Source organism: Ramlibacter sp. (assembly GCF_041916345.1).
In the GTDB taxonomy this organism is placed as follows: domain Bacteria; phylum Pseudomonadota; class Gammaproteobacteria; order Burkholderiales; family Burkholderiaceae_C; genus Ramlibacter.
The window spans coordinates 1-21,928 of sequence record NZ_JAYRZR010000028.1 but is presented as its reverse complement, the minus strand read 5'-3'; the positions used below and the strand labels follow the sequence as shown (position 1 = coordinate 21,928).

At 70.5% G+C, this 21,928-nt stretch carries 19 protein-coding genes; 10 read left to right on the top strand and 9 right to left on the bottom strand.

The window, feature by feature from the left end:
- Positions 1 to 123: 123 nt before the first annotated feature.
- From def to smc, 4 genes are all read right to left on the bottom strand, one after another.
- Positions 124 to 663, bottom strand: coding sequence for a peptide deformylase (def, locus tag ACE3T5_RS09705; RefSeq protein WP_374666961.1), 540 nt, complete (start codon positions 661 to 663; stop codon positions 124 to 126).
- A 45-nt stretch (positions 664 to 708) separates the two neighbouring features.
- Positions 709 to 2,769, bottom strand: a complete 2,061-nt coding sequence (ligA, locus tag ACE3T5_RS09700) for an NAD-dependent DNA ligase LigA (protein WP_374666959.1) — start codon at positions 2,767 to 2,769, stop codon at positions 709 to 711.
- 65 nt (positions 2,770 to 2,834) lie between these two features.
- Positions 2,835 to 3,863 (bottom strand): cell division protein FtsZ, encoded by a 1,029-nt coding sequence (locus ACE3T5_RS09695; protein ID WP_374666957.1) that lies wholly within the window; start codon positions 3,861 to 3,863, stop codon positions 2,835 to 2,837.
- A gap of 4 nt (positions 3,864 to 3,867) precedes the next feature.
- Positions 3,868 to 7,383, bottom strand: a complete 3,516-nt coding sequence (gene smc / locus ACE3T5_RS09690; RefSeq protein ID WP_374666955.1) for a chromosome segregation protein SMC — start codon at positions 7,381 to 7,383, stop codon at positions 3,868 to 3,870.
- A gap of 135 nt (positions 7,384 to 7,518) precedes the next feature.
- Here smc and ACE3T5_RS09685 point away from each other — a divergent pair, with 135 nt between their 5' ends.
- Positions 7,519 to 8,343 (top strand): YiiX/YebB-like N1pC/P60 family cysteine hydrolase, encoded by an 825-nt coding sequence (locus tag ACE3T5_RS09685; RefSeq protein WP_374666953.1) that lies wholly within the window; start codon positions 7,519 to 7,521, stop codon positions 8,341 to 8,343.
- 9 nt (positions 8,344 to 8,352) lie between these two features.
- On the opposite strand, the gene ACE3T5_RS09680 is transcribed toward ACE3T5_RS09685, so the two are convergent.
- Both ACE3T5_RS09680 and ACE3T5_RS09675 read right to left on the bottom strand, forming a co-directional pair.
- On the bottom strand, positions 8,353 to 8,811 hold the full coding sequence (locus ACE3T5_RS09680; protein ID WP_374666951.1) for a hypothetical protein: 459 nt from the start codon (positions 8,809 to 8,811) through the stop codon (positions 8,353 to 8,355).
- 140 nt (positions 8,812 to 8,951) lie between these two features.
- A complete protein-coding gene (locus ACE3T5_RS09675) occupies positions 8,952 to 9,980 on the bottom strand; it encodes an alkane 1-monooxygenase (RefSeq protein ID WP_374666949.1) in 1,029 nt (342 codons plus the stop codon).
- 51 nt (positions 9,981 to 10,031) lie between these two features.
- On the opposite strand from ACE3T5_RS09675, the gene dapC reads away from it, so the two are divergent.
- The 7 genes from dapC to ACE3T5_RS09640 all read left to right on the top strand — a co-directional run bounded on the left by dapC (position 10,032) and on the right by ACE3T5_RS09640 (position 18,064).
- Positions 10,032 to 11,249 carry a succinyldiaminopimelate transaminase gene (dapC, locus tag ACE3T5_RS09670; protein ID WP_374666947.1) on the top strand — a complete coding sequence of 406 codons (1,218 nt, stop codon included), beginning with the start codon at positions 10,032 to 10,034 and terminating at the stop codon, positions 11,247 to 11,249.
- Positions 11,246 to 12,070: a 2,3,4,5-tetrahydropyridine-2,6-dicarboxylate N-succinyltransferase gene (gene dapD, locus ACE3T5_RS09665; protein WP_374666944.1), complete on the top strand. Its 825-nt coding sequence runs from the start codon at positions 11,246 to 11,248 to the stop codon at positions 12,068 to 12,070. The genes dapC and dapD overlap by 4 nt, the downstream gene beginning before the upstream one ends.
- A gap of 58 nt (positions 12,071 to 12,128) precedes the next feature.
- Positions 12,129 to 13,277: a PilT/PilU family type 4a pilus ATPase gene (locus ACE3T5_RS09660; RefSeq protein WP_374666942.1), complete on the top strand. Its 1,149-nt coding sequence runs from the start codon at positions 12,129 to 12,131 to the stop codon at positions 13,275 to 13,277.
- Between the two features lie 161 nt (positions 13,278 to 13,438).
- Positions 13,439 to 14,587 carry a succinyl-diaminopimelate desuccinylase gene (gene dapE, locus ACE3T5_RS09655; RefSeq protein ID WP_374666940.1) on the top strand — a complete coding sequence of 383 codons (1,149 nt, stop codon included), beginning with the start codon at positions 13,439 to 13,441 and terminating at the stop codon, positions 14,585 to 14,587.
- Complete coding sequence (prmB, locus tag ACE3T5_RS09650) at positions 14,584 to 15,462, top strand: 50S ribosomal protein L3 N(5)-glutamine methyltransferase (protein WP_374666938.1); 879 nt, start codon at positions 14,584 to 14,586, stop codon at positions 15,460 to 15,462. The genes dapE and prmB overlap by 4 nt, the downstream gene beginning before the upstream one ends.
- A gap of 45 nt (positions 15,463 to 15,507) precedes the next feature.
- Entirely contained in the window at positions 15,508 to 17,517 is a 2,010-nt protein-coding gene (locus ACE3T5_RS09645; protein ID WP_374666936.1) for an ABC-F family ATP-binding cassette domain-containing protein, read from the top strand.
- Between the two features lie 37 nt (positions 17,518 to 17,554).
- The gene (locus ACE3T5_RS09640) at positions 17,555 to 18,064 is read left to right on the top strand and encodes a hypothetical protein (protein ID WP_374666934.1); all 510 of its coding nucleotides are present in this window, start codon (positions 17,555 to 17,557) and stop codon (positions 18,062 to 18,064) included.
- Here the strand turns inward: ACE3T5_RS09640 and ACE3T5_RS09635 are convergent.
- From ACE3T5_RS09635 to ACE3T5_RS09625, 3 genes are read right to left on the bottom strand one after another with little or no spacing between them, the layout of a single operon-like run.
- Positions 18,048 to 18,605, bottom strand: coding sequence for a GAF domain-containing protein (locus ACE3T5_RS09635; protein WP_374666932.1), 558 nt, complete (start codon positions 18,603 to 18,605; stop codon positions 18,048 to 18,050). The two genes, ACE3T5_RS09640 and ACE3T5_RS09635, sit on opposite strands and share 17 nt — an antisense overlap.
- A gap of 37 nt (positions 18,606 to 18,642) precedes the next feature.
- Positions 18,643 to 20,154, bottom strand: coding sequence for a tripartite tricarboxylate transporter permease (locus ACE3T5_RS09630; protein ID WP_374666930.1), 1,512 nt, complete (start codon positions 20,152 to 20,154; stop codon positions 18,643 to 18,645).
- A 9-nt stretch (positions 20,155 to 20,163) separates the two neighbouring features.
- Entirely contained in the window at positions 20,164 to 20,652 is a 489-nt protein-coding gene (locus tag ACE3T5_RS09625; RefSeq protein WP_374666928.1) for a tripartite tricarboxylate transporter TctB family protein, read from the bottom strand.
- Positions 20,653 to 20,767: 115 nt separating this feature from the next.
- Here ACE3T5_RS09625 and ACE3T5_RS09620 point away from each other — a divergent pair, with 115 nt between their 5' ends.
- Together ACE3T5_RS09620 and ACE3T5_RS09615 are read left to right on the top strand one after the other, a co-directional pair.
- Positions 20,768 to 21,457, top strand: a complete 690-nt coding sequence (locus ACE3T5_RS09620; RefSeq protein ID WP_374666926.1) for a response regulator — start codon at positions 20,768 to 20,770, stop codon at positions 21,455 to 21,457.
- Between the two features lie 19 nt (positions 21,458 to 21,476).
- Positions 21,477 to 21,928, top strand: a 452-nt coding sequence (locus ACE3T5_RS09615; RefSeq protein WP_374666923.1) for a sensor histidine kinase N-terminal domain-containing protein, incomplete at its 3' end; no start/stop codon positions are given.

Below are 21,928 nucleotides of genomic sequence, written 5' to 3'. Positions count from 1 at the left end.
GCCCGGGCCTGTGCGCGCCACGGGAACCGCTGGGGTTGCACCCCAGCCTACGAACACCCGAAGACTGTCGCTGTCCCCGTAGGCTGGCGGTGGAGAGACAGCGCAACCCCAGCGCTGCCGCCCTCAATCATCCCCGCCGGCATCCAAACCCGGAAACAGCACCTCGGTGAACCCGAACTTCGTGAAGTCGCGCACGCGCATGGGGTACAGCTTGCCCCACAGGTGGTCGCACTCGTGCTGCACCACGCGCGCATGGAAGCCCTCTGCCACGCGGTCGATGGGCTGGCCGCGAGGGTCGAAGCCCTGGTAGTGGATGCGCCGCCAACGTGGCACCAAGCCGCGCAGGCCGGGCACCGACAGACACCCTTCCCAGCCCTCCTCTTCCTCCTCGCCCACCGGCGTGATCACCGGGTTGAGCAGCACGGTGCGCGGCACGAGCGGCGCATCGGGGTAGCGGGGATTGGGCCGGTCGCTGCCGAACACCACGAGCTGCAGGTCCACGCCGATCTGCGGCGCGGCCAGCCCGGCCCCATCGGCCGCCTTCATGGTGTCGTGCAGGTCAGCGATCAGCGCGTGCAGCTCGGGGGTGTCGAAGCGTCGCACCTGCTGCGCGGTGCGCAGCAGGCGCGGGTCGCCCATCTTCAGGATTTCACGGACAGTCATGGGGCGTCTCTTGTCGTCGTCGAGGTGCGGCCAGATGCGGGCGCCTCAGCCCGCCAGCAGCTGCCGCAGGCCCTCTTCATCCAGCACCGGCACACCCAGCTCGCGGGCCTTGTCCAGCTTGCTCCCGGCCTCAGTGCCGGCAACCACGTAGTGGGTCTTCCTGCTCACCGAGCCGGACACCTTGGCGCCGGCGGCTTCGAGCAGATCCTTGGCTTCGTCGCGGCTGAGGGTCGGCAAGGTGCCGGTGAGCACGATGGTCTTGCCGGCCAGCGGACGGGGTGCGCCGCTGGCGGGTTCGCTTTCGTCCCAGTGCACGCCGCAGGCGCGCAGCTGCTCGATCACCTCGCGGTTGTGCGGCTGCTGAAAGAAGGTGTGCACGCTCTCGGCCACGATGGGGCCGACATCCGGCACTTCGAGCAGGCGGTCGGGGTCGGCGGCCATGATCGCGTCCAGGCTGCCGAAGTGCAGCGCCAGATCGCGCGCGGTCGATTCGCCGACGTGGCGGATGCCCAGGCCGTACAGGAAGCGCGGCAGCGTCGTGCGCTTGGAGGCCTCCAGGCTGGCCAGCAGGTTCTGCGCCGACTTGTCGCCCATGCGCTCAAGGGCCACCAGCGAGGTCAGGCCCAGGCGGTACAGATCGGGCAGCGTCTTCACGACGCCGGCTTCGACCAGCTGCTCCACCAGCTTGTCGCCCAGGCCCTCGATGTCGAGCGCGCGACGCTGGGCGTAGTGCAGGATCGCGCCCATGCGCTGCGCGGCGCAGAACAGGCCGCCCGTGCAGCGGTAGTCGGCCTCGCCTTCCTCGCGCACGGCCGCCGAGCCGCACACCGGGCAGACGCGCGGCATGGTGAAGACCTCGGTGCCCGGCGGCCTGCGCTCGGGCACCACCGCCACCACCTCGGGGATCACGTCGCCGGCGCGGCGGACGATGACATGGTCACCCACGCGCACGTCCTTGCGGCGCGCCTCGTCCTCGTTGTGCAGGGTGGCGTTGGTCACCGTGACGCCGCCCACGAAGACCGGCGCCAGCTTGGCCACGGGCGTCAGCTTGCCGGTGCGGCCCACCTGCACGTCGATCGCCTCGACGACGGTCACCATCTCCTGCGCCGGGAACTTGTGCGCCACCGCCCAGCGCGGCTCGCGGGTCACGAAGCCCAGCTGCCGCTGCAGCGCGAGGCTGTCCACCTTGTAGACCACGCCATCGATGTCGAAGGGCAGGCTGTCGCGATCCCGCCCCACCGAGGCGTGATACGCCACCAGCGCCTGCGGACCGTGCGCGAGGCTCATGCGGTCGGACACCGGCAGGCCCCACTCGCGGAAGGCCTGCAGCGCCTGGTGGTGTGATTCGAAGGCCGGCCCGCCCGCCTCCGCTGTCGTCACCTCGCCCCAGCCATAGGCGAAGAAGCTCAACGGACGTTGCCGCGTGACAGCCGGGTCCAGCTGCCGGACGGCGCCCGCCGCCGCATTGCGCGGGTTGACGTAGGTGCGCTCGTTCTTCGCGCCGGCGGCGATCTTCGCGCGCTGCTGCTCGTTCAGGCGCTCGAAGTCGTCGCGGCGCATGTACACCTCGCCGCGCACCTCCAGCACCGGCGGCGCGCCGGCGCCCAGGCGCAGCGGAATCTGGCCGATGGTGCGGATGTTCTGCGTCACGTCTTCGCCGATCTCGCCGTCGCCGCGCGTGGCGGCCTGGACCAAGACGCCATGCTCGTAGCGCAGGTTGATCGCCAGGCCGTCGAACTTCAGCTCGGCCACGTAGGTGACCGGCGGGTCGCCTTCGGTCAGGCCCAGCTCGCGGCGCACCCGGGCATCGAACGCGAGGGCACCGCTGGCCTCGATGTCAGTCTCGGTGCGGATCGAGAGCATGGGCACCGCATGCCGCACCTTGGCAAAGCCGTCCAGCGCGCGCCCGCCCACGCGCTGTGTGGGCGAATCGGGCGAGAGCAGATCAGGGTGCTGCGCCTCCAGCGCCTGCAGCTCGCGGAACAGGCGGTCGTACTCGGCATCGGGGATAGCCGGGTCATCGAGCACGTAGTAGCGGTGGGCATGGTGATGCAGCAGCTCACGCAGGGCGGCTGCGCGTTCCTGGACTTGGGGCGAGAGGGGCATGGCGCGTCGGAGGCTGTGCTGGGGTTCCCTGCGGTCACCGCCAGCCTTCTACGGCAGGGGATGCATCATGAGAACAACCGGCGCGCCTGCGGCGAGCCGGCCGCGAGGTCGCGCGCGTCCAGGGTGTCGTACAGGCTTTCCAGATCGGCGCCGATGGCATCCAGCGCGTCGGCGGGGATGACCTGGCCGTTGTCGTCGGTGATCAGCCCGTCCATCGAGGCAGCCAGCGCAATGGCGGCATCGCGCATGCGCACGAAGGGCTGCTCGCTGCGCGGCACCTGCGGCACGTCGAGGCTGAGCGAGACCTCGCGGATCGCGCTCTGCGTGGGGTCCTCGGCCAGTGCCGCCTGCGTGCTGAAGGCCAGGCCCAGGATGGGCGGGTGGCCGGCCGTGGCCGCCGGCAGCACCAGCCGCCCCGGCAGCGCGCCCGCGACGAAGCCGAGACGCGCCGCGCTCTGCTGCACATAGCCCGGGCTCCAGGCGGCATGGCGTGCGCGCAGGGTGAAGCCCAGCTGGGCATCGTGCGCGCTGGCGAACTGGTCCAGCTCGCGCGCCCGCGCCACCTCGTCCAGCATCTCGGGGAACTCGGGGTTGCCGCCCACGGCGTCGGCAAAGGCCTGTGCCTTCACCACGAACTCGGAGTACTCGATCTCGTTCAGCGGGCCGCTGCGGTTGGCGAGCTGCACGCCGGCCTGGAAGGCGGTGTAGCGCTGGCCCGCGCGCGGCATCTCCCACTCGCCGGTGGCCTCGTTGCGGCCTTCCACGGCAAACGGCTTGCTGCCCGCACGCCGGGTGGGCGGCAGCGCCGCCAGGGCGGCATCCCCGGTCACGGCCGCGTCCACGGCAATCGGGGCCAGCACGTCGATCAGTGCATCCAGACCGGGGCGGCGCTCCGGCACCGGCAGGGGCGCCAGCGGCGCATCATCGAAGACGGGTTCGGTGCGACCGTCCAGGCCCGGCTCCACCGCGGGGGCCGGCGGCGGCGCATCGGGCTGGCGCGGCGTGTTGCGGCGCGTCGTCCAGGCGTTGTAGGCCACCAGCGCGGCCAGCAGCAGGCCACCGAGGATCGCCAGGCCGACGGTGAAGCCGCTCATCGGGTCAGGACACCTCGGCCATGGAGACGGCGGATTCCATGTCCACCGCCACGATGCGTGAGACGCCCTGCTCCTGCATGGTCACGCCGATCAGCTGCTCGGCCATCTCCATCGCGATCTTGTTGTGGCTGATGAAGAGGAACTGGGTGCCCTTGCTCATGCTGGTGACCAGCTTGGCATAGCGTTCGGTGTTGGCGTCGTCCAGCGGCGCATCCACCTCGTCGAGCAGGCAGAACGGCGCCGGGTTGAGCTGGAAGATGGCGAACACCAGCGCGATGGCGGTGAGCGCCTTCTCGCCACCGGAGAGCAGGTGGATGGTCTGGTTCTTCTTGCCGGGCGGCTGCGCCATCACCTGCACGCCCGAGTCGAGGATCTCCTCGCCGGTCATCACCAGCTTGGCGTTGCCGCCGCCGAACAGCTCCGGGAACATGCGGCCGAAGTGCTCGTTGACGGTCTGGAAGGTGCTGCCCAGCAGCTCACGGGTTTCGCCGTCGATCTTGCGGATCGCGTCTTCCAGCGTCTTCATGGCCTCGTTCAGGTCCGCCGACTGCGCGTCGAGGAACTGCTTGCGCTCGCGCGCGGCGCTCAGCTCGTCCAGCGCCGCTAGGTTGACGGCCCCCAGCGCCGTGATCTCGCGGTGGATGCGGTCGATCTCGCCCTGCAGGCCTGCCAGGCGCACATTGCCCTCGGCGATGGAGCGCCCCACGGCCTCCAGGTCGGCCTGCGCATCGGCCAGGAACTGCGTGTACTGCTCCAGGCCCAGGCGCGCGGCCTGCTCCTTGAGCTGCAGGTCGGTGATGCGCTGGCGCAGCGGATCCAGCTCGCGCTCGAGCTGCATGCGGCGCTCGTCGCTGGCGCGCAGCTTGGCGGTGAGGTCGTCGTATTCGCTGCGGCGCGCGCCCAGCACCTGCTCGCGCTCGGCCTTCACGGCCAGTGCGGATTGCAGGCCGGCCTGGGCTGCGGCATCGGTCAGGCGCGTCAGCTCCGCGTGGGCCCGCTCGTCCTCGGCGGAAAGACTCGCCAGTTGCTGGGTGGCCGTGTCGATCGCGCGCGCCAGTTCCCCCCGACGCGCTTCCAGCGCGCGCTGCGAGAACTGCGCCTCCTGCGCCTGGCGTTCCAGGCTGCGGTGCTGCTCGCGCGCCTCGGCCAGCTTGCGGTCCGCCTCGATCACGCGTTCGTCGAGCTGGGCGTGGCGCTCCTGGCTGTCGGCGAGCTGCATGTCCAGCTCCTCGAAGCGCGCCTCGGCGGCCACGCGGCGCTCCTGCAGCTCTTCCAGCTGGGCATCGACCTCGCCCAGGTCGGCGGCGATCTGCTCGCTGCGGGCGCGCGTCTGCTCGGCCAGCTGGCTGAGGCGCAGCGTCTCCACCTGCAGCTCGTGCGCGCGTGACTGCGACTCCTGCGCCTCGCGCCGCACCGTCAGCAGGCGCTGCGAAGCGTCGGTGTAGGCCGCCTCGGCGCGCACCAGGGCGCTGCGGGCTTCCTCGGTGATCAGGGCCTGGGCGCGCAGCTGCTTTTCGAGGTTCTCGATCTCCTGCTGGCGCGCCAGCAGACCGGCCTGCTCGGAATCGGGCGCGTAGAAGCTCACGCCATGCGCCGTGACCGCGTGGCCCGCCTTGACGAAGATCGCCTCGCCCGGACGCAGCTGCGCCCGCTGGGCCAGGGCTTCCTCGAAGCTGGCAGCGGTGTAGCAGCCTTGCAGCCAATCCGCCAGCAGGGCCTTCTGGCCCGCATCGTTCAGACGCAGCAGATCGGCGAGCCGGGGCAGCGCAGCCGGCGCCTCGGGCAAGGCGGCAACAGGCGCGTGATAGAAGGCCAGCCGGGCCGGCGGGGCATCCTGCGCAAAGGCGCGCACCATCTCCAGGCGCGAGATCTCCAGCGCGTTCAGCCGCTCGCGCAGGGCCGCCTCCAGAGCGGCCTCCCAGCCCTGCTCGATGTGAATGCGGCTCCACAGGCCCTGCAGGCCGGCCAGACCGTGCTTCGTGAGCCAGGGCTGCAGCTTGCCGTCCGTTCGCACCTTCTCCTGAAGCGCCTTCAGCGCCTCCAGCCGGGCCGACAGGTCGGCCTGCTTCGCGCCCTGGGCGTTCACGTCCTGCTGGCGTGCGCGGCGGTCTTCATCCAGCCGCGGCACCTGCTCCTGCAGCTCGTGCAGGCGGGCGTCCGCCGTTTCTGCGGCCTCCTGCGCGGACGCCAGTTGCGTCTGCAGGTTCACCAGCCGCGCCTCATCGGGCGCGGCCAACGCGTTGCGGTCCGTCACCAAGCGATCGCGGCGCTGGTTGAACTGGCGCGACTGTTCCTCGATGTGACGCTGCTCGGCGGCCAGCACCTGGATCTGCTGCTGCACCTGCGCCACGGCGCCGCGCTGCTCGTTGGCACGGGCCTGGGCCTGGCGCAGGGCCTCTTCCAGGTCGGGCAGCTGCATGCCGTGTTCTTCAACCTGCGCCGCCAGCAGGGTGGCGCGGTCCTCGGCGGTGGCGGACTGCTCGGCCAGCTGGCCGGTCTCGGCCTCCGCCTCCTCGCGCCGCTGCGTCCACTGCGCGGCCTGCTCCTTGAGCTGGATGAGCCGCTGCTCCACCCGCTGCCGGCCTTCCACCACGAAGCGGATCTCGGCCTCCAGCCGGCCGACCTCGGCACTGGCTTCGTACAGCAGGCCCTGCGCCTGGTTCACCTGGTCGCCGGCCGCATAGTGGGCCTGACGGATCGTCTCCAGCTCGCTCTCGATGCGGCGCAGGTCGGCCACCCGCGACTCCAGGTCGTTCACGGCCTTGTCGGCATCGGCCTTCAGGCGCACCTGGTCGGCCTCGGCCTCGGCGCGCTTGAGGAACCACAGCTGCTGCTGACGCAGCGTCACGTCGGCCTGCAGCGTGTTGTAGCGCTGCGCCACCTCGGCCTGCTTCTCCAGCTTGTCGAGGTTGGCGTTCAGCTCGCGCAGGATGTCCTCCACCCGCGTGAGGTTCTCGCGCGTGTCGGCGAGCCGGTTCTCGGTCTCGCGCCGGCGCTCCTTGTACTTGGAGACGCCCGCGGCCTCCTCCAGGAACAGGCGCAGCTCCTCGGGCTTGCTCTCGATGATGCGGCTGATGGTGCCCTGGCCAATGATGGCGTAGGCGCGCGGGCCGAGGCCGGTGCCCAGGAACACGTCCTGCACGTCGCGGCGGCGCACCGGCTGGTTGTTGATGTAGTAGCTGCTGGTGCCGTCGCGCGTGAGCACGCGCTTGACCGCGATCTCGGCAAACTGGCTCCACTGGCCGCCCGCCCGATGGTCGGCGTTGTCGAACACCAGCTCCACCGACGAGCGCGAGGCCGGCTTGCGCGTGGTGGTGCCGTTGAAGATGACGTCCTGCATGGACTCGCCGCGCAGCTCGCTCGCGCGGGACTCGCCCAGCACCCAGCGCACGGCGTCCATGATGTTGGACTTGCCGCAGCCGTTGGGGCCTACCACGCCCACCAGCTGGCCCGGGAGCATGAAGTTGGTGGGCTCCGCGAAGGACTTGAAGCCCGAGAGCTTGATCGACGTGAGACGCACGGGTGGATGTCGCGTGAAAGCAATGCGCGTGCCGCGGGCAACCCGACGGCCGAGGGCGGATGTTACCCGAGCACTTTGGCATTGCCGTGCCGGGGCGCTCGTGGTAGGGACGCCGCGGGCTCCTAGAATCCGCCGATGCCGATGCGCCAGAGCCCCACGCCACGCCAGACCGGGCGCCCCGCAGGCCGCCTCACCCGGCGCGCCCTGCTGGCTGGCGCCCCGGCCGCGCTGCTGGCCGGCTGCGCCACGCGCTTCATCGACGATGCCCAGCCCGACGCCGCCCCGCGCCTGCAGGTGCGCCAGCCCTCGCTGCATCCGCTCAACGGCGGCGTGGCGGTGGATGCGGCCGCGCTGGCGCCGGGCGACATCCTGCTGTCGTCGGCCGCCGGCTGGAGTTCGGTGGGCATCCGCCTGGCGACGCTGTCGGCGGTCAGCCATGCGTCGCTGTACCTGGGCGCCGAAGAGGCCGGCCGCGCCGGCACGGTGGCGGAGGCGGTGCCGCAGGGCATCCGCCGCCGCAGCCTGGAGGCCCTGGTGGCGGAGGAATCCACCGTGGTCGCCTTCCGCCACCCCGAGGTGCAGGCCGAACACCTGGCCCGCATGCACGCCTTCGTGGCCGAGAACGTGGGCAAGGCCTACAGCTTCACCGGCATCGTGCTGCAGGCGCCCTTCACGCTGGACCGCAAGCTGTGCGAGCTGCCCCTCACGCCCACGCTGGTGCGAGACATCTGCCTGCAGGGCCTGGGCGCCATCCACCTCGGGCTGGGGCCCAGCGACCGCTTCTTCTGCTCGCAGTTCGTGCTGGAGGCGTACCGCCGCGCCGGCCTGCCGCTGACGGACGCCGATCCGCGCCTGCTGAGCCCGGCGGACCTGCTGCACATGCGCGAGGGCGACGTGCCCTCGGTGCGCACGCGGCAGGCCCTGCGCTATGTCGGGCACCTCAAGGCCGACGTCACCTGAGCGGCGCCCTCAGCCGCCCACGTGCATGGTGAAGGTGGCGCCGCTGGACATGCGGCAGTGGCCCGTGCCCAGCGTCGGGCTGTTCATGGTGTAGCGGCACTGGATGAAGCCGCCGCGGTTGCCGCTGCCGCTGGCCGTGCCGGCGCGCGAGGAGCCGGCTTCGCGCGTGGCCTCGCCGGTGAAGGCCTCCCCGCCGATCTGGGTGCTGAAATGGCCGCGGCCGTTGAGATCGTTGGTGACCACCGCCATCACCATGCCGTGGGGCGCGGCGGCGTCGTTCGAGGGATAGAGGCGCGCCGTGAAGCTGATGGGTGCCGGCGGCGCGGGCACCGGTACCGCCGCGGGTGCGGGGTACGGCGAGTGCGGCGGATGAACCGGCACCACGTAGCAGCCCGCGAGCGTGAGCGTGCCCGCAACGGACAGGGCGGCGACGGCGCCGCGTGAGAGGGTGTTGGAAGGGATCTGCATCCGCATCCTTGGTGGCCCAAGCACATGCTTGTGCGCGCAGTCTCCGGCGCAGCAGGCGCCGCAGCCTCATCCTGCTGCACCCGTGCCGCGCGCGGCCACCACCGGTATCGTGCGGCGCAACTTTCCTGGTGCGTGGCCGGCTACGCCGCCTCACCCGCCAGCCGCGGATGCATGCAGGCAAACCACAACGGCGGCACGGCGGCCAGCAGGATGCAGCCCGCGTAGCCCGTGGGCAGGCGCGGGCCCGGCAGCAGTGCCAGCTCAGGGAACGGCTTCCACGCGTGCATGTGGTGGTCCGAGTGGCGCTGCAGATTGGCCAGCAGGCCGTTGCTGAGGGCGTGGTCGGCGTTCCAGGCGTGGCCGGCACCAAAGGGCACCGGCCGGCCATCGACGCCGGCGGAACGCACCAGCCCGTAGTGCTCGATGTAGTTCACCGTCTCCAGCAGCCACACCGCCACCGCGGCTTGCAGCAGCCAGACGGCGAGCAGGCGCCACTCCTGCGCCAGGGCCAGGCCGGCGGCAAAGGCCCCCATCGCGAGGGTGCTGGCCGCCAGCGGACTGCGCCACCAGCCGAGGCCGTGCCGCCGCAGCCGCGCGGCCTCCAGCCGCCACCCGCTCAGCAGGCTGCCGGCCAGGGTGCGGGGCAGGAAGCGCCACAGGCTCTCGCCCTGCCGCGCGGTCGCCGGGTCGTCGAAGGTGGCGGCGCGCACGTGGTGGCCGCGGTAGTGCTCCACCATGAAGTGCGGGTAGGCCACCGAGGTCATCAGCAGCCAGGCGAGCGCTCGATCCGCACGATTCCGCGCATGACCCAGTTCGTGGGCGAAGGTGATGCCCTGCGCACCGGTGACGAAGCCCACGGCCAGGGCGATGCCCAGCAACTCGCCTGGCTGCGCATGCGCCGAGGCCGAGAGGCCGGCGGCGATCAGCGCGAGCTGCAAGGGCACATGCAAGCGCAGCAGCCACAGCAGCGCGGGACGCGCCCCCTGCGGTGCGGGTGACCTGGCCAGCGCCGGCACCAGCGCCTCGGCCGCGGCGATGAAGACCAGGATGCCCAGCGCGCCCCACCCCGCCATCCCGGGATGGTGCAGCACGTTGTAGAGCGCGAGCGACGCCAGCGCCAGGCCCAGCACGAAGCGCGCATCCGTCCAGGCCATCCGGGGCGTGTCCATGGCGCGATGATGGCGCCGGGCTGGCGCCGGGGGCACGGGATAATCCCGCCCATGAATCCCTTGCTGTCCCGCCTGCAGCCCTACCCTTTCGAGCGGCTGCGGCAGCTCTTCGCGGGCGTCACGCCGTCGCCCGCCCATCGGCCCATCAGCCTGGGCATCGGCGAGCCGAAGCACGCCACGCCCGCCTTCATCAAGCAGGCGCTCGCCGAGGCGATGGAGCGCCCCGGCCACGACCTCACCGGCTACCCGCCCACGGCGGGCACGCCGGAACTGCGCGCGGCCTGTGCCGGCTGGCTGCAGCGCCGCTACGGGCTGCCCATCGACCCGGCCACGCAGGTGCTGCCGGTCAACGGCTCGCGCGAGGCCCTGTTCGCCTTCGCGCAGACGGTGATCGATCCCACCCGGCCGGCCGTGGTGGTGTGCCCCAATCCGTTCTATCAGATCTACGAGGGCGCGGCCCTGCTGGCTGGCGCCGAGCCGTACTACGCGCCCAGCGACCCGGCACGCAACTTCGCGGTGGACTGGGACAGCGTGCCCGAAGCGACCTGGGCCCGCACGCAGTTGATCTTCGTCTGCTCCCCCGGCAACCCCACCGGCGCGGTGATGCCGCAGGACGAGTGGCGCAAGCTCTTCGCGCTGCAGGACCGCCATGGCTTCGTCATCGCCAGCGACGAGTGCTACAGCGAGATCTACTTCCGCGACGAGGCCGAGGGCGGCGGCCCGCCCCTGGGCGGGCTGGAGGCGGCCCAGCGCCAGGGGCGCGAGGGCTTCCCGGGCCTGGTGGCCTTCACCAGCCTCTCGAAGCGCAGCAACGTGCCCGGCTTGCGCAGCGGCTTCGTGGCGGGGGATGCCGCGCTGCTGAAGCAGTTCCTGCTCTATCGCACCTACCATGGCAGCGCCATGAGCCCCATCGTGCAGGCGGCCAGCGCCGTGGCCTGGGCCGACGAGGCACACGTGGTGGAGAACCGCGCGCTGTACCGCCGCAAGTTCGCCGAGGTGACGCCCCTGCTGGCCGAGGTGCTGGACGTGCGCCTGCCCGACGCCGCCTTCTACCTGTGGGCGGGCGTGAAGGGCAGCGACACCGATTTCGCGCGTGATCTGCTGGCTCAATACAATGTGACGGTGCTGCCGGGCAGCTATCTCGCCCGCGAGGCAGGTGGCCGCAATCCCGGCGCCGGCCGCGTGCGCATGGCCCTGGTGGCGGATACCGCCGAATGCCTGGAGGCCGCGCAACGCATCGTGCAATTCGTGCGGAACCGACCCCAATGACCCAACAGCTGCAGCAGATCATCGACACCGCGTGGGAGAACCGCGCCAGCCTCTCCCCCAAGGCCGCCCCCAAGGAAGTCACCGAAGCGGTGGAACACGTCATCGCCGACCTCAACGCCGGCAAGCTCCGCGTGGCCACCCGTGAGGGCGTGGGCCAGTGGACGGTGCACCAGTGGATCAAGAAGGCGGTGCTGCTGTCGTTCCGCCTGAACGACAACGAGGTCATCAAGGCCGGCGAGCTGGCCTTCTACGACAAGGTGCGCACCAAGTTCGCGCATCTCTCGGCCGAGGAGATGGCGGCCACCGGCGTGCGCGTGGTGCCGCCGGCCGTGGCGCGCCGCGGCAGCTTCATCGCCCGCGGCGCCATCCTGATGCCCAGCTACGTGAACATCGGCGCCTACGTGGACGAAGGCACCATGGTGGACACCTGGGCCACCGTCGGCTCGTGCGCGCAGGTGGGCAAGAACGTGCACCTCTCCGGCGGCGTGGGCCTGGGTGGCGTGCTGGAGCCGCTGCAGGCCAACCCGACGATCATCGAGGACAACTGCTTCATCGGCGCGCGCTCCGAGATCGTGGAAGGCGTGATCGTGGAGGAGAACTCGGTCGTCTCCATGGGCGTGTACATCGGCCAAAGCACGCCGATCTATGACCGCGCAACCGGGGAAACCACCTACGGCCGCGTTCCGGCCGGCTCGGTCGTGATTTCCGGCAGCCTGCCGCGCGATGGCGGCAAGTACAACCTGTATGCCGCGATCATCGTCAAGCGCGTGGATGCACAGACGCGTGCCAAGACCAGCCTGAACGACTTGCTGCGCGACTAGGGCTGTAGTTCAATGCAGGGTCCGGAGAAGAATGTCAGAACACTGACGGAGTAGGCACATGTCCACGATGGAGCGGATCCTGCGTCTGATGGCCGAGAAGCGGGCCTCGGACGTCTACCTCTCGGCGCACGCGCCGGCCACGATCAAGATCAACGGGCAGTGCCTCCCGATCAACAACCAGCTGCTGCCGCCCGACGCCACGCGCGCCCTGCTGGCCGAGGTGCTGCCCGCCGACCGCATGGAGGAGCTGGACAGCACGGGTGAACTGAACATGGCCCGCGCGATCGAGGGCGTGGGCAACTTCCGCTTCTCCGCGCTGCACCAGCGCGGCACGGTCGCCGCGGTGATCCGCTATATCGCCTCGGACATTCCGCCGCTCGCCTCGCTGTCGGTGCCCATGATCCTGGCGGACCTGATCCTCGCCAAGCGCGGCCTGCTGCTGATGGTGGGTGCCACCGGCGCCGGCAAGAGCACCACGCTCGCGGCGATGATCGACCACCGCAACGAGAACCTCGCCGGCCACATCCTCACGATCGAGGACCCGGTGGAATTCATCTTCAAGAACAAGAAGTCCATCGTCAACCAGCGCGAGGTGGGCAGCGACACGCAGACGCTGCAGGTCGCCCTGAAGAACGCGCTGCGGCAGGCGCCCGACGTCATTCTCATCGGTGAAATCCGCGACCGGGAGACGATGTCCGCCGCCATCGCCTACGCCCAGTCGGGCCACCTGTGCCTGGCGACCATGCACGCCAACAACAGCTACCAGGCCCTCAACCGCATTCTTTCGTTCTATCCGGTCGAGGTGCGCCCCACCATGCTGGGCGATCTGGCCGCGGCCCTGAAGGCCGTCGTGTCCCAGCGGCTGATTCGCACCGTGAGCGGCGGCCGTGCGCCAGCGGTGGAGGTGATGCTCAACACCAAGCTGGTGGCTGACCTGATCGAGAAGGGCGACTTCTCCGGCGTGAAGGAGGCCATGGAGCAATCCATGGCCGAGGGCTCGCAGACCTTCGAAGCCGACATCGCCCGCCTGATCATGGACGGCACGGTCGAGAAGAAGGAAGGCCTGGCCCACGCCGACTCCCCCACCAACCTGCAATGGCGGCTGCAGAACACCGCCGCCGGCGGCAAGCCCGGCCAGCAGCAGGCCGAAGAGGAGCCGGACGACGAACCGTCCTTCACCGAGATCACCCTCGACGTGAAACATTAGGATTCACTGAAAGAAGTCGCTGCGCGACTTCTTTCAGTGGCCTTCTGGATCAGTGTGACTCGGACCGGCAAAGCCGGATCCTCCTCACAGGGGAGACCGCGCTGCATGCTATTCCGCGCGGTCTGCCATTGAGGCCCCTGAAGGGGCCTCACAATTCGAAAATGTCCCAGACCCTCCTGCTCACCGAACAGCTCATCGCGCAGCGCTCCGTCACGCCCGCCGACGGCGACTGCCAGCGCATCCTGCGCTCGCGCCTGGCGCCGCTGGGCTTTGCCTGCGAGACCGTCGAAAGCGGGCCTGACAGCTTCCGCGTGACCAACCTATGGGCGAAGCGCCCGGGCCGCAGCGGCCGGATGCTCGTCTTCGCCGGCCATACCGACGTGGTGCCCACCGGCCCGCTGGAGAAGTGGACCAGCGATCCCTTCGTGCCCAGCCACCGCGAGGGCCGGCTGTACGGCCGCGGCGCCGCCGACATGAAGACCTCCATCGCCGCGTTCACCGTGGCGGCGGAGGAGTTCCTGCAGGCCAACCCGGATCCGGCGCTCGGCATCGCCCTGCTGATCACCAGCGACGAGGAGGGCCCCAGCGTGGATGGCACGGTAGTCGTGTGCGAGCGGCTGCGCGCTCGCGGCGAACGGCTGGACTACTGCATCGTCGGCGAGCCCACCTCGGTGGAGCGCCTGGGCGACATGATCAAGAACGGCCGCCGTGGCAGCCTGACCGGCAAGCTCACCGTCAAGGGCATCCAGGGCCACATCGCCTATCCGCAACTGGCGCGCAACCCGATCCACCAGGCCCTGCCCGCGCTGGAGGAACTGGCGCGCACCGAGTGGGACCACGGCAATGCGTTCTTCCCGCCCACCAGCTTCCAGATCAGCAACATCCATGGCGGCACCGGCGCGGGCAACGTGATCCCTGGCGCGGTCGTCATCGACTTCAACTTCCGCTTCGCGAGCGTGACCACGGCCGAGGCGCTGCAGCAGCGCGTGGAAGCGGTGCTGCAACGGCATGGCCTCGAGTACGACCTGACCTGGGTCGTGGGCGGCCAGCCCTTCCTCACCGAGCCGGGCGATCTGGTGGGCGCCATCCAGGGCGCCATCCGCGACGAGACCGGCGTGGAGACCGAGCTGTCCACCACCGGCGGCACCAGCGACGGGCGGTTCATCTCGCGCATCTGCCCGCAGGTGATCGAGTTCGGGCCCATCAACGCCAGCATCCACCAGATCGACGAGCACGTGCGCGTGGCCGACATCGAGCCGCTGAAGAACATCTACCGCCGCACGCTGGAACGGCTCGAGTCGCTCGGATGAAGCTGATCGACACGGTGCAGGCGGCCGCGGCGCGGCTGCAGTCGGCTGGCGTGGCCTTCGGCCATGGCACGACGAACGCCTTCGACGAAGCCGCGTGGCTGGTGCTCTGGCGCCTGGGCCTGCCGCTGGACGCGCTGGACGAATTCGCGGATCGCCGCCTCACCGCCGCCGAGCGGGCCGCGGTGGAGGCGCTGGTCGAGGAACGCATCGCCAAGCGCCGCCCCGCCGCCTACCTGACCGGTGAGGCATGGCTGCAAGGCGTGCCGTTCCACGTGGACGATCGCGTGATCGTGCCGCGCAGCTTCATCGCGGAGCTGCTGGCCGAAGGCACCGTCGACCCCTGGCTGGACGAGACCACGCGCGACGTGCTGGATCTTTGCACCGGCAACGGGAGCCTGGCCGTGCTGGCCGCGATGGCCTGGCCCGATGTGCGCGTGGATGCCGCAGATCTGTCGGCCGATGCGCTGGCCGTGGCCCGGCTGAATGTCGAACGGCATGGCCTGGCCGATCGCATCCGCCTCGTCGCGTCCGACGGCCTCGCCGCCCTGCCCGGCCCCTACGACCTGATCCTGTGCAACCCGCCCTATGTGAACGCCGCGAGCATGACCGCCTTGCCGCCCGAGTACCAGGCCGAGCCCGCGCTGGCGCTGGCGGGCGGCGACGACGGCATGGACTTCATCCGCGCGCTGCTGCGCGATGCCCCCTCCCGCCTGCGCGAGCACGGTGTGCTGGTGCTGGAGATCGGCAACGAGCGCGCGCACTTCGAGGCCGCCTTTCCCCGGCTCGAGGCCGTGTGGCTGGAAGTGAGCGCAGGTGACGACCAGGTGCTGCTGCTCACGCGTGACGCCCTGGCCGCCGCGGCCGACCCGGCCTGATTCCCCGGCCTTCCCCTCCCCTTTCCCGAGACCGTTTCCCTTTCCGTGATCCAGCTTCGCAACGTCACCCTGCGCCGCGGCGCCAAGGTGCTCCTGGACGATGTGTCCGTGACCCTCAACCCCGGCGAGAAGGTGGGCCTGGTCGGCCGCAACGGCGCCGGCAAGTCCACCCTGTTCGCCCTCTTCAACGGCAGCTTGCACGAGGACAAGGGCGACTACAGCCGTCCCTCGCAATGGCAGCTCGCCCAGGTGGCGCAGCACATGCCCGAGACCGACGAGCCCGCCACCGCCTTCGTGCTGGCCGGTGACGAGCGCCTGATGCGCCTGCGCGCCGAGCTCGCGGAGGCCGAGGCCTCCGGTGACGGCATGGCCATCGCCCATGCGCACAGTGACCTGGCCGACGCCGGCGAGCACGACGCCGTGCCGCGCGCGCAGACGTTGATCCTGGGCCTGGGCTTCCGCACCGAGGAGCTGCATCGCCCCGTCAACAGCTTCTCCGGCGGCTGGCGCATGCGCCTGCAGCTCGCCCGCGCGCTGATGTGTCCTTCGGATCTGCTGCTGCTGGACGAACCCACCAACCACCTGGACCTGGATGCGCTGGTCTGGCTGGAAGGCTGGCTGCAGCGCTATGGCGGCACGCTGATCGTGATCAGCCACGACCGCGAGTTCCTGGACGCGGTGACCGACGTGACGCTGCACATCGAGCAGCAGAAGCTCACCCGCTACGGCGGCAACTACACCGCCTTCGAGATGCTGCGTGCCCAGCAGCTCGCGCTGCAGCAGCAGAGCTTTGCCAAGCAGCAGGAGCGCATCGCCCACCTGCAGAAGTTCATCGACCGCTTCAAGGCCAAGGCGTCCAAGGCCAAGCAGGCACAGAGCCGGGTGAAGGCGCTGGAGCGCATGGAGAAGATTGCGCCGGTGCTGGCGGACGCGGAGTTCACCTTCGAGTTCAAGGAGCCGATGAACCTGCCGAACCCGATGCTGGCGATCAGCGACGCGGCTTTCGGCTACCTGCGGGACGATGGCGGCGAGCCCACGGTCATCCTGCGCGGCGTGAACCGCTCGGTGCTGGCCGGCCAGCGCATCGGCATCCTGGGCGCCAACGGCCAGGGCAAGTCCACGCTGGTGAAGACCATCGCCCGCATGCAGCCGCCACTGGCCGGCGGCGTGACCGAGGGCAAGGGCCTCACCATCGGCTACTTCGCCCAGCAGGAGCTGGACGTGCTGCGCACGCAGGACACGCCACTCGAACACATGACCCGCCTCGCGCGCGAGCTGGGCAACGCCACCGGCCAGTCGGACCGCGAGCAGGACCTGCGCAACTACCTGGGTCAGTTCCTCTTCACCGGCGACATGGTCAAGCAGACCGTGGGCACCATGAGCGGTGGCGAGAAGGCGCGGCTGGTGCTGGCGATGATCGTGTGGCAGCGGCCCAACCTGCTGCTGCTGGACGAGCCCACGAACCACCTGGACCTCGCCACGCGCGAGGCGCTCGCCGTGGCGCTGAACGAGTTCGAGGGCACGGTGATGCTGGTCAGCCACGACCGCGCGCTTCTGCGTGCGGTCTGCGACGAGTTCTGGCTGGTCGGTCGCGGCCAGGTGCAGCCCTTCGACGGTGACCTGGACGACTACCAGCGCTACCTGCTGGAGGAAGCGAAGCGCCTGCGCGAGGCGGCCACGCGAGAGGCGCGCGAGGCCAGCGCGGCGGTCGAGGCCGCGCCTGCACCCGAGGCGGCCCCGCCCGCGCCGGCCCCGAGCGCCCCCGCCCTGCCCCCGCAGGAGCAGCGGCGCCAGCAGGCGCAGGCCCGCCAGCAGCTCGCCGCGCGGCTCAAGCCGCTGCGCAAGGAGCTGGCCGATGCCGAGCGCCGCATTGCCGCGCTGGAAGCCGAGCGCGCCGAGCTGGAGGCGCGCCTGTCAGGCGGGCTGGCGCCAGCGGAGATCGCGGAGGCCGGCCGGCGCCTCAAGGCGGCGGGCGATGAGCTGGCCCGGCTGGAGGAACGCTGGCTGGAACTCTCCGGCGACATCGAGCTTGCGGAGACGGGCGCCGCCGATTGAACTTGCAAGCCAGGCCTCTCGCCCCCACCATCGCGCCATGGCGACCCCCACCACCCTGCAACTGGCCGATGGCGACCCCGCGATGCTCGCCGCCATCGAGCGGGCCCGCAAGCTGCTGAACCGTCGCGCCCTGGCCGGCGCGGCCGCGGGCGCGGTGCCCATCCCCGGCCTGGACTGGCTGGTCGATGCGGCCCTGCTCTCGAAGCTGCTGCCCGCCATCAACGAGGAATTCGGCCTCTCGCCCGAGCAGCTGGACCGGCTTCCGCCGCGCAAGCGCGAACAGGTGCAGAAGGCCATCAGCGTGGTCGGCTCCATGCTGATCGGCAAGTTCATCACGCGCGACCTCGTGATCCGCATGGCCGCCGCCGCCGGCAAGCGGCTCACCGCCAAGCAGGCCGCGAAGTTCGTGCCGCTGGCCGGCCAGGTGATCTCCGCCGCGATCAGCTACTCCGCCATCCGCTACCTGGGCGAGCTGCACATCCGCGATTGCGTGCAGGTGTGCAAGACCGCGAAGCTGCGGCTGCCGGCGCCTACGGCCGGGGATTGAGCGCGCCTGGCGCCTTGGGCTGCAGGGCCATGGCCTTGCGGCCGGCGTCGATGCGCTGGCCCGCCAGCTCCGCCGTGTAGCGCAGGCGCCGCAGGTCCGCCTCGGTCGCGTCGGGGTTCACCGTGAAGCTGTAGCAGCACAGCGTGCCGTAAACCTCCCCGCTGGGCAGCATCAGCGGGGTGCTGATGTGCGTGCCGATCGGTGTGGGCGGCGCCGGCAAGGTGCCCGCGGCCACCAGCGGCGCGGCATCGGGCACGAAGCCGGGCAGACGCCCATCCACCACACGCTGGCACCACGAGGCCTCCAGCGGATCCGATTCACCCTCGGCCAGCACGGGGCGGGCCTGCTCCACCTGGCGAAAGACCCGGCGGCCACCGGTGAACTCGGACACGAAGACCACGTCCATCTTCATCTTCTCGCGCAGCAACCTCAGCACGTCGCGGATCTGGCTGTCGACCTGATGGTCGGCCTCATCGGCGGTGGCGACCAGCATCTCGGCCACGCGCACCTGCAGGTCATCGGGGTTGTAGTCCTCGTACATCGCCGTGATTCTGGCCCAAGGTCGATGCGGGCGGGGCTCAATCCTCGACGAAGGCCTCCTCGCGACGGGCCTTGATGGCCGGCAGGGCCACGATGACGACCAGTGCCAGCGCGGCGGCCAGCAGGCTGGCCGACAGTGGCCGGGTGACCAGCACGCTCCAGTCGCCGCGCGACAGCAGCAGCGCCCGGCGCAGGTTCTCCTCCATCATCGGGCCCAGGATGAAGCCCAGCAGCAGCGGCGCAGGCTCGCAACCCAGCTTGATGAACGCGTAGCCGACGAAGCCGAACAGCGCCACCATCCAGATGTCGAAGACGTTGTTGTTGGTGGAATAGACGCCGATGGCGCAGAACAGCACGATGGCCGGGAACAGCCAGCGGTAGGGCACGGTCAGCAGCTTGATCCAGATGCCGATCAGCGGCAGGTTCAGGATCACCAGCATCAGGTTGCCGATCCACATGGAGGCGATCAGGCCCCAGAACAGGCCGGGGTTGCTGGTCATCACCTGCGGGCCGGGCTGGATGTTGTGGATGGTCATCGCGCCCACCATCAGCGCCATCACGGCGTTGGGCGGGATGCCCAGCGTGAGCAGCGGGATGAACGAGGTCTGCGAGCCGGCATTGTTGGCCGATTCGGGCGCCGCCACGCCGCGGATGTTGCCGCGGCCGAAGGGCACCTCGCCCGGTTGCAGCCTGGTCTTCTTCTCCACCGTGTAGGCCGCAAAGGCCGCCAGCAGCGCGCCGCCGCCGGGCAGGATGCCCAGCGCCGAGCCCAGGGCGGTGCCGCGCAGCACCGCGGGGACCATGCGCTTGAAGTCTTGCAGCGTCGGCATGAGGCCCTGTACCTTGCCGGTGAACACCTCGCGGTTCTCGGCCGGCTGCGACAGGTTGCTGATGATCTCGCCGTAGCCGAACACGCCCATGGCGATGACCACGAAGCCGATGCCGTCCGTCAGCTCCGGGATGTCGAAGGCGAAGCGCGCCACGCCGGAGTTCACGTCCGTACCGACCAGCCCGAGCAGCAGGCCCAGCACGATCATGGCGATGGCCTTCACGAGCGAACCGGAGGCCAGGACCACCGCGCCGATCAGGCCCAGGATCATGAGCGAGAAGTACTCGGCCGGGCCGAACTTGAACGCCACCTCGGTCAGCGGCGCGGCGAAGGCCGCGAGGATGAGCGTGCCCACGCAGCCGGCGAAGAACGAGCCCAGGCCCGCGGCGGCCAGCGCGGGGCCGGCGCGGCCCTGGCGGGCCATCTGGTAGCCGTCGATGACGGTCACCACCGAGGACGATTCACCCGGCAGGTTCACCAGGATCGCGGTGGTGGAGCCGCCGTACTGGGCGCCGTAGTAGATGCCTGCCAGCATGATCAGGGCCGACACCGGCGGCAGCGCATAGGTGGCGGGCAGCAGCATGGCAATGGTGGCCACCGGCCCGATGCCGGGCAGCACCCCGATCAGCGTGCCCAGCAGGCAGCCGATGAAGCAGTACAGCAGGTTGATCGGCGTGACGGCCACGCCGAAGCCGGTGGCCAGGTTCGCGATGAGATCCATGACTGCGCCTCAACCGGTGATGAACGTGGGCCAGACGGGAAACTGCAGCTTCAGCAGCATCACGAAGGCCAGGTAGCTGCCCGCCGCCAGCACGGTGGAGAGAATGGCGACCTCCTTGGCGTCGAACTCGTCGCCCGCGAGGCTGGCGATGTACGTCAGCGCGTAGATCGCGACGATCAGGCCCATGGGCGGTATGCGCAGGCGCGGAATGCCGCCCAGCAGGATGCCGAACACGCAGTTGGCGGCCAGCACGAAGCCCAGCGGCTTCCAGGCCCAGGCGCCGATGCGTTCACCCTCGCCTTCGGCGGTGCCCAGGCTCTGGCCCACGATCACGAGGCCCAGCACGCCGAGCACCACCCCCAGCAGCAGCGGGAAGTAGCCGGGGCCCATGCGGGCGCCCTCGCCCACGGTGTAGGTGGTCGACCCGATGGCGAACGCGACCCCGATGGCCGTGAACATCAGGCCCGAGACAAAGTCCTTCTGGCTCTTGATCTGCATGGTGTTTTCCTTGAGGCCCTGTTTATCGCCCGCCGGCCCTGACCCGCGACTGACCCGCCCGCTACGTGATTCCACTTAGCGCGACGCATCGGCGACGCGGTACACCATGCTTCCCATGCGCGTGCTGCTGATCGAGGACGACCCCACCCTGCGGCACATCGTTGCCCGCAGCCTTGGCGAGGCAGGCGTACGGGTGGACGAAGCGGGCGACATGGCCACGGCCGACCACCTGTGGCGCGTGCAGGCCTACGACGCCGTGGTGCTGGATCTGAACCTGCCCCACACCGCGCATCCGCACAGCGGTCTGGGCAGCGGCCTGACCCTGCTGGGCGCGGCGCGGGCCCGCGGCAGCGCCACGCCCGTGCTGGTGCTGACCGCGCGCAACCGCACCGAGGAGCGCATCGCCGGCCTGAACAGCGGCGCCGATGACTACCTGGGCAAGCCGTTCGACCTGGCCGAACTCGAGGCCCGCCTGCGCGCGCTGGTGCGCCGGCACCGCGGCACGACGGACCGCGCCGAGGCGGGCACGCTGCTGCTGGACCGGCAGGCACGCCGGCTCTTCATGGCAGGCGAGCCGCTGGAGCTGCCCGCGCGCGAGTTCGAGGTGCTGTGGGAGCTGATGACGCCCGTCGGCCGCGTGGTGAGCAAGCGGGAGCTGGCGACCAAGCTCTCCGCCGTGGGCGACATGCTGACCGACAACGCGCTGGAGGCCTTCATCTCGCGCCTGCGCAAGCGCCTGGCGGGGGCCGGCGTGAACATCCGCACGCTGCGCGGGCTGGGCTACCTGCTCGAGGCCGCGGCCTAGCGGACGCGTGAACCCTACCATGCGCCGCCTGCAATCGCTGCGCGCCATCCTGCTGCGGCCGGTGCTGCTGTCACTGGCGGCCATCTGGCTGCTGGGCACCGCGATCTCGCTTGCCGTGGCGTACTTCTTCGCGCAGCGTGCCTTCGACCGATCCATCCTCGACGACGCCTATCTGGTCGGCTCCGCCGTGCAGGTGCGCGAGGGCCGCCCGCACCTGGCGCTGACGCCGGACCAGGTGAAGACGGTGCTGTTCGACCAGGCCGAGACGGTGGTCTTCAGCGTACGCGCGGCCGACGGCACCCTGGTGCACGGCCATCCGGGCCTGGCGCTGGACGGCCCGCCACCCGAGACGGGCCACCGCTATGGCGACGGCCTGATCGCGGGCCGCCCCTTCCGCGTGGTGGCCCTGCACCTGGACAAGCCCTTGCCGGTGACCGTGCTGGTCGGCCAGAGCACGCGCACGCGCACGCT

Coding starts and splice junctions, on each gene's coding strand:
- def (WP_374666961.1), bottom strand. CDS start 663: ATGACTGTCCGTGAAATCCTGAAGATGGGCGACCCGCGCCTGCTGCGC.
- ligA (WP_374666959.1), bottom strand. CDS start 2,769: ATGCCCCTCTCGCCCCAAGTCCAGGAACGCGCAGCCGCCCTGCGTGAG.
- ACE3T5_RS09695 (WP_374666957.1), bottom strand. CDS start 3,863: ATGAGCGGCTTCACCGTCGGCCTGGCGATCCTCGGTGGCCTGCTGCTG.
- ACE3T5_RS09685 (WP_374666953.1), top strand. CDS start 7,519: ATGCCGATGCGCCAGAGCCCCACGCCACGCCAGACCGGGCGCCCCGCA.
- ACE3T5_RS09680 (WP_374666951.1), bottom strand. CDS start 8,811: ATGCAGATCCCTTCCAACACCCTCTCACGCGGCGCCGTCGCCGCCCTG.
- ACE3T5_RS09675 (WP_374666949.1), bottom strand. CDS start 9,980: ATGGACACGCCCCGGATGGCCTGGACGGATGCGCGCTTCGTGCTGGGC.
- dapC (WP_374666947.1), top strand. CDS start 10,032: ATGAATCCCTTGCTGTCCCGCCTGCAGCCCTACCCTTTCGAGCGGCTG.
- dapD (WP_374666944.1), top strand. CDS start 11,246: ATGACCCAACAGCTGCAGCAGATCATCGACACCGCGTGGGAGAACCGC.
- ACE3T5_RS09660 (WP_374666942.1), top strand. CDS start 12,129: ATGTCCACGATGGAGCGGATCCTGCGTCTGATGGCCGAGAAGCGGGCC.
- dapE (WP_374666940.1), top strand. CDS start 13,439: ATGTCCCAGACCCTCCTGCTCACCGAACAGCTCATCGCGCAGCGCTCC.
- prmB (WP_374666938.1), top strand. CDS start 14,584: ATGAAGCTGATCGACACGGTGCAGGCGGCCGCGGCGCGGCTGCAGTCG.
- ACE3T5_RS09640 (WP_374666934.1), top strand. CDS start 17,555: ATGGCGACCCCCACCACCCTGCAACTGGCCGATGGCGACCCCGCGATG.
- ACE3T5_RS09635 (WP_374666932.1), bottom strand. CDS start 18,605: ATGTACGAGGACTACAACCCCGATGACCTGCAGGTGCGCGTGGCCGAG.
- ACE3T5_RS09630 (WP_374666930.1), bottom strand. CDS start 20,154: ATGGATCTCATCGCGAACCTGGCCACCGGCTTCGGCGTGGCCGTCACG.
- ACE3T5_RS09625 (WP_374666928.1), bottom strand. CDS start 20,652: ATGCAGATCAAGAGCCAGAAGGACTTTGTCTCGGGCCTGATGTTCACG.
- ACE3T5_RS09620 (WP_374666926.1), top strand. CDS start 20,768: ATGCGCGTGCTGCTGATCGAGGACGACCCCACCCTGCGGCACATCGTT.